We start from the raw sequence: 13,269 nt of genomic DNA, 5'->3' as shown, positions 1-13,269 counted from the left end.
ATTTTAGGTATCGTCAATAAGTCGTATAGGTGTTGCTATGAAAAAATCTAACTCCGCTCTCATAGAATCAATTATTCTATCAGTGATTGTATTAGGATGTACGTGGACGCTGGCAATAAAATATCCTTCATTGGGAACCGGTCTTTTAGGAATAAATTGGTTATATATTTCAATCTTTTTTTTATTCTCCTTACATCTAACTGAGATTATCATGACGATTTACCTGCATCGAGGAGAATCACATAGAGCAGTAAAATTTCATCCTGCTGTGACTCATTTTTTCAGACTTTGGATGTGGTTAACGACTGGCATATCTAGAAGAAGATGGGTAGCAATTCATCATCTTCATCATAAGTATACTGATACTGAAAAGGATCCACATTCACCTGTTATTTTTGGACTTCGCAATATGTTCTTTTATGGCATAGAAATCACCCATTTATCAATGAATAATGAAATAGTACGAAATTTCAATGACATTCGTGATAATGATTTTTTAGAGAAACATATATATGAAAAATATTCAAATATTGGTCCGTTTGTTTTCTTGTTCTTAGAGTTTCTAGCCATAGGAATATGGGCCGTTCCTGTATGGAGTGCCCAAATGATTATGGAGACATTTATTGCAACATTTTATGTGAATGGCATTGCTCATAGTAAAGGCTATACTAATTTTGAAGTTGATAATACCTCCAAAAATGTAACCCGATTAGGTATCTTTGCTTGCGGTGAAGAGTTGCACAATAATCACCATGCCAACCCTGCCAGTGCCCAGTTCTCTTTTAGAGATGATGAATTCGACCTAGGATGGTTTTATATCAGAAAACTACAATCTCTTAACCTTGCAACAGTACGAAAAAATAGAATGTAAATAGTTCTAGGGCATGCTGGCAACTGGTCTTGTCCGTCTAAATCCCTCGCTTCATCCAAGGCCATATAGTCAGTGAACCCCTACCTTGATTTAATTATAATTTACGGAAGCTCATCAGGCTTTTTTACAAGTTGGTTTTCTTGAGGTTGTAACTTACTTTTTGTTAATTCCAATGGAACTTTATTAACATCATAAATAATTCTAATTCTCTCCAAAAAACATAATAAATAATACGTTATATCTATTTGCCACCAGCGAAATCCCTGGCGTGTTGAACGAGGATAATAGTGATGATTATTATGCCAACCTTCACCCATGGTAATTAACGCCAAAAGAAAATTATTACGACTTTCATCTTCTGTCTCAAATGTTTTTGTGCCCCATACATGGCAAAGTGAATTGATAGTAAAAGTAGCATGAAAGAGAGCAATTGTTGAAATAATCCCCCAAACAACTAGCTGCATACCATTGGTATGTAGGTGAGGAAAATAATTTGCTAGAAAACTACCTATAAAATAAAGAATGAAGAGTAAACAAATAGGTACCACGTTATCATAACGATTCAACCAGCATAATTCCGGATATTTTGCAAAATCCTGTATCGCTTTATAGTCTGTTTTAAAATTATCTGAATAAAAGATCCATCCAACATGACTCCATAATAAACCGTGTTGCACCGGAGAATGAGGATCTTGTGATTGCTCTGTATAACGATGATGATGACGATGATGGCTTGCCCACCAAAGCGGTCCTCGTTGTACAGCTGCATTACCGATTACAGCGAAAATAAATTGCCAAAACCGATTGGTTTTAAATGTTTTGTGTGAAAAATAACGATGGTAAAAGCCAGTTATTGCAAACATTCTAAAAAAATAAAGGAGCATGGCCGTAAAAACAGCTGTAAAGCTCCACCCCACCCAAAACACGGCCAAACAGCACAAATGCAGAAGTACAAAAATAAATGCACGGGCCCAATGTATCGTACCGTGCTTTATATTGTTCTCTTTAAGACTCGCATCAAACCATCCATGTATGGAGAAAATTAACGATTTGAATTTCACTTTATTACCTCTGCAAATGAAAATTCGTTATCTACAAGAAATATGAGATAGGTGTGAGACGTTGATATTTTCCATAAAGCTTAAGCATGATAGTTCATTTTATAAAATGAACGTGCTTTTTTGCATCAGAAGCAAAAATACAACACTCACTGCTATAGCATAACCCCCGCGTTCAACCTGCGTAATAAACCTACCATAATGGTTATAATTGTAGCAAACCCTTGTCGATTGACACTTTTTATCAACTAAAATGGACAAAAATTACTGAATCTTAACTAAATTTCTTGATTTCCTGTTCATGACGCTAATTGTTTGCAAAGGTTGTAGGTTTCTTACAGTAAATCGACAGTTTTTTTGCCTTCCATTATTGGGAAAAGTTGTTCCTGGTACTTCCCAAACCCCTGTTGGAAAAGCACCTGCTCCCCACAAAATTGCAAATATGTGTGCATCAACTGCCTTTTCTAATTGCTCGGTATTATTTTGAGCCCAATTAAAATTGTTTAATGTCAAACACCGGACCGCATTTTTGCCAGCACATAAGCCATACCCTTTAGGTAAATTGGCAATATCCAGTTTAAGCCAAGAGGCGATATTGCTTAACTCACGTTGTAACTTTGGATCACCGAAAAAATATACAGGTGCAGAGCCCTCTTCTTGAGCCTCCAGAGGAGATTCATCTTGTGTAGGGACATGAGCAGCTGGTATCTGCCATAACATAACAGGTATATGGATTGTTCCAGCTTGCGTTCCCAAACCTTCACTAATTTGTTGCGTCATCGTCAGGAAGTTTTGCTTGTCCAGCAGTATAATTATCAGTTTTAGATTTGAGCCAAAGAAGTAAATCAATCGGGGTACCATTGATTAGTACAGGTTTATTGTCCCATCGATAAGTGCAGGTAGGTGTAGTTGCAGGACTAAAATTAACTTTTTTACTCATCATGCAATAAGAGTTAGAAACAGCCTGACTTACCGGGATGTATAATGATCATAACTACCTCCACCCGATTTGTATTCCCTAAATAACCCAACATATCTGGGTTTAATAATATAGTTCCATAAGTTCCAGTATTGCTATAAGCATTAGCTTCTAATGTTTTAGACAAAAACATTAGGTTAAAAAAATATTTTGTTAGATCATCTAAATTAGTGACGCTAACAAAAATATAATTATATTTGTAAGTTAGTACATCCCAGATATAATAAGGCTTCAACGTGAAGGGTACCTAATTTATGACCATCTCAGTAAAAGAGTTAGAAAAGATTTCTAAACTAGCCTATCTCGATACAGATATAGAACATTCACCAAAGCTTATCGAGGATATTAATGCCATTATGAATTTTGTAGATCAATTACGTGCTATTAACACTCATGGTGTAGAACCACTGTTTCATCCCCTTGCCCTAAATCAATACCTGAGGCCAGATGTAGTCACGGAGGAAACTTGCGTGACAGAATTAGCAGCACTTGCACCCAAATTTGAAAATGAGCTTTATCTCGTACCTCAAGTGATAGAACAGAGTAAATAACTATGGAATTCTTATCTATAAAACAATGCGGTCATGCTTTACGTCAAGGTGAATTTTCTAGCGTTGAATTAACGAAACACTATCTCGCACAAATTGCAAAACAAAGCGATTTAAATGCATTTATTAGTATTGATGAAGAGTACGCCCTACTTGCAGCCCAAAAAGCCGATCAAGAATTAAAAAAGGGCCAAGGAAAAGTACTCACCGGAATTCCAATGGCGCTGAAGGATTTATTTTGTACTACAACAATGACAACGACCTGTGCTTCTAAAATGCTTGCTGATTTTCGAGCTCCTTACGAAGCAACTCTGGTGAGTAAACTTTTGGAACATGGTTCCATTCTTGTTGGTAAAACCAATATGGATGAATTCGCCATGGGCTCTGCCAATGAAAACAGTTACTTTGGCGTAGTCAAAAACCCATGGGATAAAGAACGAGTTCCAGGAGGTTCTTCGGGAGGCTCTGCAGCTGCCGTAGCCGCAGGCTTAGTGCCCTTTGCAATTGGTTCTGATACAGGTGGCTCGATAAGACAACCTGCAGCTTTATGCGGAATCAGTGGTATAAAACCTACATATGGCCTTATTTCTCGTTATGGAATGATAGCCTATGCATCCAGCCTTGATCAGGCCGGCCCCCTGGCTCGAAGTGCCGAAGATCTAGCTCTTGTACTCCAAGCTATGGCAGGACATGATCCTAAAGACTCGACATCCGTTGCATCAGCAATTCCTGATTATTATGAAGAACTCAATAAGCCCTTAACCAAACTAAAAATTGGCCTGCCTTCATGTTTCTTTCAACCTCAAGTAGAGCAAGAAGTACAACAGGCAATTCGTACAGCCGTGAACGTTTTTGAGGAAATGGGTGCAGAAATTATTGACTTGGATTTGCAATTACAGCCATTATGGGTGCCTTGTTATTATGTGATTGCATGCGCTGAAGCATCGTCTAACCTATCGCGTTATGATGGACTGCGTTTTGGTTACTGCAGTGATAAAGCGACAAGTTTAACTGATCTTATCCGCAACACGCGTAGTGAAGGATTTGGTATTGAAGTAAAACGCCGCATTCTTACTGGAACTCATGTACTTTCTTCAGGTTATTTTGATGCTTATTATTTACAAGCACAAAAAATTCGTCGGTTAATCCAGGAAGAACTTATCACTACCTTAAAAAAGGTAGATATAATTCTGGGACCAACCTCTCCAACATGCGCCTTTAAGATCGGGGAAAAAATTGCAGATCCTATTCAAAACTACCTGGCTGATGTATTTACAGTAGCCGCTAATCTTGCTGGTCTACCTGCAATTTCCATACCAGCAGGATTTTCTCAAGGATTACCCATAGGACTGCAACTTATGGGCACGCATTTTAGTGAACACCGTTTGCTTCAGCTTGCTCATCATTATCAACAACAGACCGACTGGCACTTAGCCAGTCCAAATTAATAAGGGTGAACTATGGAATGGGATACTGTCATTGGGCTTGAAGTTCATATTCAGCTTAAAACAAAATCCAAGCTTTTTTCTGGCGCATCTACCGCTTTTGGCTCCACTCCTAACTCACAAACATGCTTCATTGACGCAGGACTTCCTGGAGTCCTACCCGTATTAAACCGAGAAGCGGTAATTATGGCGATTCGATTTGGTCTAGCCATCCAGGCAGAAATCCAGGATCAATCCGTTTTTGAGCGCAAAAATTATTTTTACCCAGACTTGCCCAAAGGATATCAAATCAGTCAATTTCAAAAACCAATTATCAGCAACGGTAAATTAACAGTTGTATTGGATGATGGCAGCGAAAAAGAAGTTTTAATTGCTCGTGCCCATTTAGAGGAGGATGCGGGTAAATCCTTGCATGGGGTGTGTTCTGGTTATAGTGGAATTGATCTGAACCGTGCAGGAACACCATTGTTGGAAATCGTAACAACTCCTTGCTTATTTTCAAGTCATGAAGCGGTTAGCTATCTAAAAAAACTGCATCAATTAGTTCAGTTTTTGGATATTTGTGATGGAAACATGCAAGAAGGTAGTTTTCGCTGTGATGTGAATCTCTCATTAAAACCCAAGGGATCTGTTGCATTAGGAACACGAACAGAATTAAAAAACCTCAACTCTTTTCGCTTTATTGAAAAAGCAATCGCATATGAACAAGTACGACATATGGATTTATTGGAAAGTGGGCAACAAATAATTCAAGAAACTCGTCTTTATAACCCTGATACTCATACTACTCACGCAATGCGAAGTAAAGAAAATGAAAATGATTATCGTTATTTCCCCGATCCTGATTTATTACCCATTAAAATCCTCCCTTCCCTTATCGCTGAAGTAAAAAATAATTTGCCTGATCTTCCCGATAAAATTCATCTGGAATTAAAAAATATTCCTTCATTAAATGAAAACGACATCAGTTTTATTCTTTCCTCGCCAGCCACTTATTATTTTTATAAGGAAATAAAGACACAATGCCATGCCTCTGAAAAAATGATCATTAATTGGTTGAAAGGACAATACGCTGCCGCTTTGAATGAAGAAAATCTAGCCTTCGATACACCGCGTGTATCGGCGGATCTTATGGCAAATCTACTCAATAAGTTACAGGACAATATTATTTCTCTAAATAATGCGCGTACCATTTTTTCACTACTGTGGTCTGGTGAAAAAGATATTGAAGCAATCATTGAACGTGAAGGGTTTCGTCAATCAGATAACACTGCCCTTTGGGAAGAGATGATTGTTGAATTAATAAATCAATCTCCAGAGCAAGTTGCCGATTATAGAGCAGGAAAAGAAAAATTATTGGCCTTTTTTGTTGGGCAAATAATGAAACAAACTAAAGGAAAAGCAAATCCCGAACAAATTAATCTTCTTTTGAAGAAACATTTAACAGGAAATTGATCGAAACCAACATTTTACCATCGCGTTATTGGAAATATACTAAATGACTGAATTGATGATGCCTTCCAATTGTTGAAAACTCAATCTTTTGATTGTTTATTGGATATCCTCACTAAGATTAATGCAAGTAGTGCTCATAAAATGTTATAACTAACGCCATTGCATGAACATTAATCATTTTAAATAATGGCCTAAAATTCAATCATTTTGTATTATAATTTCATATTCCCATTTTAATGGGTAAGGTGATGAAGCAGAATCTTTTAATATTCTTCATAAAATTCCTAAACAGATGCATATTACTTTAGCCTAACAATATAAATTAGTGAAAGGAACAGATGGAGAAAGACTCAAAAAATATCTCGAAAAAGAAATTCAATGTATTTTTGATGAGCACCCTTCCATTACTTTGGATGCACCCTAATTTTATTATTTCAAAAATATGGAAAAATTTGTACCTTGGAATGCTAAAAAAAATCCATTCATTCCTAAGCGCTTTAGTTTATTTCAATGTTTTGGCAGCACCAATGAAGTGGCTGAAGAAATAAATGAAGATTCCAGGTTTAAATGAGATTAATTCAGGTTTAATCTTCGTTATTTCTCTTGGACTATAACTGCCTCTTTTACAGCGTTAACAATTCCCTCTGATAAATGATCTTTTGTTCCGGCTTTGTTGAGTTGTTCCTCACCCCATCCATAAGCGAGTATTAATTTTAGATCTAGCTTTTTTTGTATTTTTATATTTTCTAAAATTGGAGAGTAATTTTTTAATTTCTTTGGCATATTTAGGCTCCTACAACATACTGTTCCCCCTATAGTCATGATGCATGATTATCCAGCATTTATTGCCAGATATAAATCCTGGTGTCTTTAAATTATACAATAAAACCTCGGAACCGTGGTGGCAAAAATTGCGTGACTGATACGCTTTAAATTAAGCTTAGTTTTATGAAATAACTGATTTTTTCTTCTAAATGGCTGAAAGTATTTATTGATTAGTTTTACTATTGCATGTATCTCTAAGGTTTGTTAAAAATTCATTCTATATTTTTACACCACTATTACGCAGCCTGAATAGCCAATGGGAGCAGCTGTAAATGTGTTTATTGGGGAAAATCCGTTAATCAGGATAACAACCGAGCTCTAAAAAATATCCCTCTTTCTTTTTATATTAAGGGGTTAATTTTAACCTCATACAGAGTTGCATAAGGAATACTAAATGGCACGACGTCGAATCTATAAAATAGGTATTGTTGTTTTACTTGCTCTAACTATCGGAGTGAGTTACGCAGGAGCTCCCGTATGGACATTTACACCTGATGCGAATTTTCCTCCTACAGTAACAGTAGGTAAAACCAGTACGGCCACTATCAAGTACACTATAACCAATAAATCCCGTAGAACACATCAATTGATAATGAAGCCTATAATGGGTATTACCTCATCAGGTTGTACTTCGCCTTTGGTTTATCATCAATCCTGCACTTTAACTTTACAGGTAAATGGCAATGAGCTTTCAGGATCTGTAGTAGGAGGCCCGATCCTTTGCAGTCAAGGAAACCCCAACCAATGTTATCAGCCTAGTGAAAGCAATGAATTGAAGATTAAATTAGCCGAAATTACAGGTAAAGTACAATCAGGGATTGCGAATAATGTGATTTTTATCAACAACGCTTCAGTAACAGTCTATGCAGCAGGGCCTCATGGCTCTAAAGTTGTGGGCAGTTCGATAACCAATGCCAATGGAGAGTTTTTTATCACCCTCGCCCCTGAGATCCTAAAAACATATAAAGGCTATACCTTGTATGTAATTGCCAGGAAGGGAAATGACCTGATATTAACTAATATCATTGGTACCGAAATAATACCTACTCTTGTAGTAAATGAACTGACCACCGTGGCTACAGCTTATGCTATGGCACAATTCTTGGATCCATCGAAACTTTTATTAGAATCCTCCTTAATTAAAGGTTCTTTAAAAAGTTTAGATATTGCCAGCCAAATGAACCATAACTTAGTTAACCCTGTGACTGGCTCCTTCTCTTCTGTAATTGCTTCACCTCCCAATGCGTTCGAAACAAATGCGCAACGGTCTTTAGGTTCATTAGCAAATTTATTGCTGCCTTGTGTCAGGTATGGAGGAAGTGATTGCACCTTTTTATATGATGAAACCAGCTTTAATGGAATAAGGCCCTCTAATGTGTTGGATGCAATCTATAGCATTGTAAAACATCCATCCAATAATGTGTCAGGAATATTTAACTTGGCACAAACTACAACCGTTTATATGCCGTCTCTTACAATACCTGCATTACCTTCTTCTCCCAACTTTCAATCGGAACCTGATGCATGGACCATTGCAGTGAAATTTAACCGATCAGGAAACGATACTTCTTGTCCTTTTGGAGGTCCCGGTGGAATGGTCCAGGATAAAGATGGTTTCATTTGGATAACCAATAATACTATTCAAGGTACTCCCGATTCCAGCAATTGGATGATTGTGCTCAAAAGCAATGGAGAGCCCGCAAATGGCAAGAATTGGACGCCAAACTCTCCTATCTTTGGAGGTGGGCTTTTAGGCGGCGGTTTAGGTATATGCATTGCAGCAGATGAGACGATTTGGCAAGGTAACTTTGGTTGGGGTAGTTGTAGCACCTGCATTCCAAATGGAAGTGCTTCTCAATTTACGCCACTAGGCCACCCCATTTCTGGAGCCAATGGCTATCAGTCAGCGCCACCGAATGAACTGGATCGTGTCCAAGGAATTATTTCAGATAAACATAACAACATATGGATGGCAAGTGTTGCCAATAATAAAGTAGTAGTCTTTCGTAAAGGAGTAGCATCTGATGCCATATCGTATCAAGAACCGGACATGAGCTACCCATTTGGTATTGTAATCAATAATAAAGAGCGTGCCTGGGTAACAAACAACGGAACAGTACAATTGACAGAAAACAGTTCTTCAAATCCAGGCTCTGTTTATGTCTATAAATTAACAGAATCAGGTATTAAGCTATTAAAAATCATCAGCCCAGTAGGTTTAAGACTTAAAGAAATTGCTGTAGATTCGATTGGCAATATCTGGGTCGCATCAACTGTGGATGATACAACCCCTGTTAGCTCGTCTGTTTATCAGATTGATGGTAACAATTACAACATTATAGGGAATTACACAGGAGGTGGAATTGCAGGTCCCTGGGGATTAGCGATTGATGGAAACGATCATGTTTGGGTCGGAAATTTTGAATCCTAGCCTCCTGGCTCTCAACCCTTTAAAGCAAGAGTAACTGAGTTATGCGGCAACCAACCTGCAACCTGCCCCCCAGGTAGTACTACACCAGGAGACGGCATCTCACCTAACACGGGTTATACATTACCCTCAGGTGGAGCGCAAGTTAGATTGCCCAACGGCGATCCGCTTAGAGGAAAAAATGCCCCCCCCACCTTTAGCCCTTTAATGCGACAAACCTATGTATTAATTGATCCAGCAGGCAACGTTTGGGTTACCAACAACTGGAAACCTGTTCCCGTTACCGATGGTCAATTAAACCCTGGAGGAGATGGATTAGTAGCATTCGTTGGTATGGCAAAACCCAAAAATACTTAATTGCTTATTTTTGCAACCGGATTGAGATAGACTGTGTTGCATAAAATGTAAATATTAAAAAAATATATTTGACCATTACCAATTGATCCTACTAATTTCTTTATTGTGTGTAATTTGCTTGAAATAGTAATAAACTGATACTAAGTATTATTAATCACACTACAATAGATCGAGAAAAACCAAGTAATCATGGAAATGCAATAATTAATTTTTCAGAAAACGTGCTGTGTCTCTTGAATATGGATTTGTGTTAATTGGGGAGAGGTTAATATGGCTAAGAAGTTACAAGGAAAGCCGACATGGGATAGAGTTGCCTTCTTGTTTCAGGGAGGCGGAGCTTTAGGAGCATTTCAAGTTGGTGTTTTTGACGCCCTGCAACAAGCTGGATACCATTTTGATTGGGTGAGTGGTATCTCGATTGGCGCAATTAATGCGGCTATTGTTTCTGGAAATAAACCAGAAGATCGTGTGAAGAAACTAAAGGACTTTTGGAAAATAATTAGTTCTCCTGAATCCTTGAATTGGTGGCATTATCTAGGTTCGGAAGAGAGCCTGAGGAAATTCTATAATCAATGGCACGCCCATGCAACATTGCTCTTAGGTCAACCCGGGTTTTTTCAGCCACGTATGATATCCCCCCATTTTATTCATCAAGCTCTTCCCGATGAAATCAGTTTTTATGATACATCAATGCTACGAAATACACTGGAACAATTAATTGATTTTGATCTTTTGAATAGTGGTAAAACCCGCCTTACTCTATCTGCAGTCAGAGTAGATAACGGGCAAGAAGTCCATTTTGATACAAAGAATCAAAAGATATATCCCGAACATATAATGGCAAGCGGTGCTTTACCTCCCGGATTCCCGGCAGTAAAAATTGATGGAGAATATTATTGGGATGGTGGAATTGTCAATAATACACCAATTGAGGTGATTTTAAATGACCTGCCCCGCAAAAATACATTGTGTTTTATGGTACATTTATTTGATCCTGAAGGGGATTTGCCCTCTAATTTAGACCAAGTCTTATTGAGGCATAAAGACATCAGTTATGCGAGTAATTATAAACGAGTAATAAAGTCTTTTAGTGAAGCTCACGAAATGCGACATGCAATCTCTGCTCTTTATGATATGCTTCCAGATAAAATAAAAGAAGATCCCCATTCCCTAAAATTAAGGGCGCTGGGATGTAAATCAACAATGCTCATGGTACGTTTTCATCGCCATCACACATCATCCGATCTCTCTTCCAAAGACTATGCCTTTTCACCCGCCTCCATACGCGAAGGTATTGAAATGGGATTCGAGCAAGCGATGACAGCCCTTAAGAAATCACCGTGGCTTAAACCCATACCCAAAGACGAAGGCGTGGTTTTATACGACATGCATTTGCACAATGAGTCCTTGGCTCATCAAAGGTAAAATCACATATATATAATCAACATTTATTTAATAAGGAGTTTTCCATGAAAGATATGAGCTGGATTTGGCAAGGAATTGTTGCAGGGATAATTTCAGGTATTGTTTTTGCTTTTTTTCTTATTCATGCTGGAATGCTTGATACATTAGGAAATATCATCAATCTTCCAAATATCACGGGTGGCTTACTTGTTCATACGGTAGTAAGCATAGGTGGTGGTATCGCTTTTGCTTTAATATTAGGCTGGTTAATCAACTCGTGGATTTCTGCTGTAGGACTTGGTGTACTATTTGGTTTTGCTATGTGGGTAGGAGGCCCTATGACCTTATTACCCGTACTCTCTTCAGGTGCATCTTTATTTGCTAAATGGACCATTGAAGGCGTCAAACAAAATATACCTGCGCTGGTAGGTCATATTGTCTATGGTGTTGTCTTGGGCATTAGCTATTTTATACTGAAACAAAAAGCTAAGTAAGTGACAAAGGCTCTGTACTCTTAGGCTATTAGTTAAGGAAAAAAGATGAGTAAAGAATTGCATCATATCGTAGTGGTGGGTGGAGGCGCTGGTGGAATCGAGCTGGTTACTCGTTTAGGCAAGGATTTAGGAAAGAAAGGACTAGCCAACATCACCCTTTTGGATAAGCAAGAGATCCATATATGGAAACCGTTATTGCATGAGGTAGCTGCAGGCTCACTCGATTCCAATATGGATCAGCTCAATTTTTATTCTCATTCAGTATCACATCATTACAATTACCAACCCGGCGCTATGGTAGGCCTGGATCGTAAGGCAAAAATCATTCGTATTGCTGCCCTGGTAGATGAAGAACAAAACATTATAGTGCCTGAACGAACCTTAAAATACGATACATTAGTGATTGCTGTAGGCAGTCAAAGCAATGATTTCAATACTCCTGGAGTTAAAGAACATTGCTTAAGCATTGATAACCTGGATCAAGCAAACCATTTTCAAAAGAAATATGTGGATAAATTATTATCTCTGCAATATGCTCCTGAGGGAGAGGCACCCCAAGATTTTAATATTGTAATTATTGGAGGAGGAGCCACTGGCATCGAATTGGGCGCAGAATTGCTCCATACCCTTAATCAAACTGAAAAATATCAATTTAATCAAATAGTTAGAAAATTAGCAAAAATTACCATCATTGAGGGAGCTCCTCGAATTTTACCGGTTCTTCCTGAATTGCTATCTGCGTCAACTACTAAAAAATTACAAGAATTAGGAATTGAAATTTTAACAAATGAAATTGTAAGTAAAATTGATCGTGAAGGAATTCATACTAAAAGTGGAAAAACTTTACCCGCAAATATCTGTGTGTGGGCTGCGGGTGTTAAAGCTCCTGAGTTTTTATCTACTCTAGATGGATTAGCCGTAGATAATTTAAATCGCATAGTGATCAATTCAAAACTACAAACCACGAATGATGAACATATTTTTGCAATTGGTGATTGTGCTCAAGTAATTGATGTTGCTACAGGAAAACCTGTACCACCACGTGCCCAAGCGGCTCACCAGCAAGCTCATCTCTTAGCAAAATCGTTGAAAAATAAACTGAATAATAAGGAACTACTTGATTTTAAATATGAAGATCGAGGTTCCTTAATTGCACTAAGTTGCTATGGTGCCTATGGGGATATTTCAGGCATGGGCAAAGTACGTTACTTTCTAGGAGGCAAAGTTGCTCAACTTGCCTATCGTTCATTATATTTAATGCATTTATCCGTATTATATGGAATATGGTGCTCATTTTTACTCCGAATAGCGAATAGAATGCTAAGCCGCACAAGACCAAAATTAAAATTACACATTAGCAAACACTAAAAAATGAGAACTTGGATTTGATTTTTGAAGATGAAAA

At 37.8% G+C, this 13,269-nt stretch carries 13 protein-coding genes; 9 read left to right on the top strand and 4 right to left on the bottom strand.

Features of this window, described 5'->3' with window-relative positions; translation table 11 throughout:
• Window positions 1–37: 37 nt before the first annotated feature.
• A complete protein-coding gene (locus tag EKG34_RS10460) occupies window positions 38–871 on the top strand; it encodes an acyl-CoA desaturase (protein ID WP_003636183.1) in 834 nt (277 codons plus the stop codon).
• Between the two features lie 101 nt (window positions 872–972).
• Here the strand turns inward: EKG34_RS10460 and EKG34_RS10455 are convergent, their stop codons facing one another.
• The 3 genes from EKG34_RS10455 to EKG34_RS10445 all read right to left on the bottom strand — a co-directional run bounded on the left by EKG34_RS10455 (window position 973) and on the right by EKG34_RS10445 (window position 2,872).
• Window positions 973–1,932, bottom strand: a complete 960-nt coding sequence (locus EKG34_RS10455) for an acyl-CoA desaturase (protein WP_003636181.1) — start codon at window positions 1,930–1,932, stop codon at window positions 973–975.
• 261 nt (window positions 1,933–2,193) lie between these two features.
• Window positions 2,194–2,709 carry a hypothetical protein gene (locus EKG34_RS10450; RefSeq protein ID WP_003636180.1) on the bottom strand — a complete coding sequence of 172 codons (516 nt, stop codon included), beginning with the start codon at window positions 2,707–2,709 and terminating at the stop codon, window positions 2,194–2,196.
• On the bottom strand, window positions 2,693–2,872 hold the full coding sequence (locus tag EKG34_RS10445) for a hypothetical protein (RefSeq protein WP_003636178.1): 180 nt from the start codon (window positions 2,870–2,872) through the stop codon (window positions 2,693–2,695). The genes EKG34_RS10450 and EKG34_RS10445 overlap by 17 nt, the downstream gene beginning before the upstream one ends.
• Window positions 2,873–3,162: 290 nt before the next feature.
• On the opposite strand from EKG34_RS10445, the gene gatC reads away from it, so the two are divergent.
• From gatC to gatB, 3 genes are read left to right on the top strand one after another with little or no spacing between them, the layout of a single operon-like run.
• Window positions 3,163–3,459, top strand: a complete 297-nt coding sequence (gene gatC / locus EKG34_RS10435) for an Asp-tRNA(Asn)/Glu-tRNA(Gln) amidotransferase subunit GatC (RefSeq protein WP_003636174.1) — start codon at window positions 3,163–3,165, stop codon at window positions 3,457–3,459.
• 2 nt (window positions 3,460–3,461) lie between these two features.
• A complete protein-coding gene (gene gatA, locus EKG34_RS10430) occupies window positions 3,462–4,904 on the top strand; it encodes an Asp-tRNA(Asn)/Glu-tRNA(Gln) amidotransferase subunit GatA (RefSeq protein ID WP_003636171.1) in 1,443 nt (480 codons plus the stop codon).
• A gap of 12 nt (window positions 4,905–4,916) precedes the next feature.
• Entirely contained in the window at window positions 4,917–6,356 is a 1,440-nt protein-coding gene (gatB, locus tag EKG34_RS10425) for an Asp-tRNA(Asn)/Glu-tRNA(Gln) amidotransferase subunit GatB (protein ID WP_003636169.1), read from the top strand.
• A 594-nt stretch (window positions 6,357–6,950) separates the two neighbouring features.
• Here the strand turns inward: gatB and EKG34_RS10420 are convergent.
• On the bottom strand, window positions 6,951–7,139 hold the full coding sequence (locus tag EKG34_RS10420) for a hypothetical protein (protein ID WP_003636164.1): 189 nt from the start codon (window positions 7,137–7,139) through the stop codon (window positions 6,951–6,953).
• Between the two features lie 436 nt (window positions 7,140–7,575).
• Between EKG34_RS10420 and EKG34_RS10415 the strand changes: the two genes are divergently transcribed.
• From EKG34_RS10415 to EKG34_RS10395, 5 genes are all read left to right on the top strand, one after another.
• Window positions 7,576–9,612, top strand: a complete 2,037-nt coding sequence (locus EKG34_RS10415) for a hypothetical protein (protein ID WP_003636163.1) — start codon at window positions 7,576–7,578, stop codon at window positions 9,610–9,612.
• 147 nt (window positions 9,613–9,759) lie between these two features.
• A complete protein-coding gene (locus EKG34_RS18405; RefSeq protein ID WP_049774987.1) occupies window positions 9,760–9,966 on the top strand; it encodes a hypothetical protein in 207 nt (68 codons plus the stop codon).
• 270 nt (window positions 9,967–10,236) lie between these two features.
• Entirely contained in the window at window positions 10,237–11,391 is a 1,155-nt protein-coding gene (locus tag EKG34_RS10405; protein WP_003636157.1) for a patatin-like phospholipase family protein, read from the top strand.
• Between the two features lie 44 nt (window positions 11,392–11,435).
• Complete coding sequence (locus tag EKG34_RS10400; RefSeq protein ID WP_003636155.1) at window positions 11,436–11,864, top strand: hypothetical protein; 429 nt, start codon at window positions 11,436–11,438, stop codon at window positions 11,862–11,864.
• Between the two features lie 45 nt (window positions 11,865–11,909).
• The gene (locus tag EKG34_RS10395; RefSeq protein ID WP_003636154.1) at window positions 11,910–13,232 is read left to right on the top strand and encodes an NAD(P)/FAD-dependent oxidoreductase; all 1,323 of its coding nucleotides are present in this window, start codon (window positions 11,910–11,912) and stop codon (window positions 13,230–13,232) included.
• Window positions 13,233–13,269 lie beyond the last annotated feature (37 nt).

This window comes from Legionella longbeachae (assembly GCF_004283175.1).
In the GTDB taxonomy this organism is placed as follows: Bacteria; Pseudomonadota; Gammaproteobacteria; order Legionellales; family Legionellaceae; genus Legionella; species Legionella longbeachae.
This window is presented reverse-complemented; position numbering and strand designations above follow the sequence as displayed.

Bases quoted from the DNA above. Each gene is read 5' to 3' on its own strand.
- EKG34_RS10400 (WP_003636155.1), top strand. From the start codon at position 11,436: ATGAAAGATATGAGCTGGATTTGGCAAGGAATTGTTGCAGGGATAATT.
- gatC (WP_003636174.1), top strand. From the start codon at position 3,163: ATGACCATCTCAGTAAAAGAGTTAGAAAAGATTTCTAAACTAGCCTAT.
- EKG34_RS10395 (WP_003636154.1), top strand. From the start codon at position 11,910: ATGAGTAAAGAATTGCATCATATCGTAGTGGTGGGTGGAGGCGCTGGT.
- EKG34_RS10405 (WP_003636157.1), top strand. From the start codon at position 10,237: ATGGCTAAGAAGTTACAAGGAAAGCCGACATGGGATAGAGTTGCCTTC.
- gatA (WP_003636171.1), top strand. From the start codon at position 3,462: ATGGAATTCTTATCTATAAAACAATGCGGTCATGCTTTACGTCAAGGT.
- EKG34_RS10450 (WP_003636180.1), bottom strand. From the start codon at position 2,709: ATGACGCAACAAATTAGTGAAGGTTTGGGAACGCAAGCTGGAACAATC.
- EKG34_RS10445 (WP_003636178.1), bottom strand. From the start codon at position 2,872: ATGATGAGTAAAAAAGTTAATTTTAGTCCTGCAACTACACCTACCTGC.
- EKG34_RS10460 (WP_003636183.1), top strand. From the start codon at position 38: ATGAAAAAATCTAACTCCGCTCTCATAGAATCAATTATTCTATCAGTG.
- EKG34_RS10415 (WP_003636163.1), top strand. From the start codon at position 7,576: ATGGCACGACGTCGAATCTATAAAATAGGTATTGTTGTTTTACTTGCT.
- EKG34_RS10420 (WP_003636164.1), bottom strand. From the start codon at position 7,139: ATGCCAAAGAAATTAAAAAATTACTCTCCAATTTTAGAAAATATAAAA.
- gatB (WP_003636169.1), top strand. From the start codon at position 4,917: ATGGAATGGGATACTGTCATTGGGCTTGAAGTTCATATTCAGCTTAAA.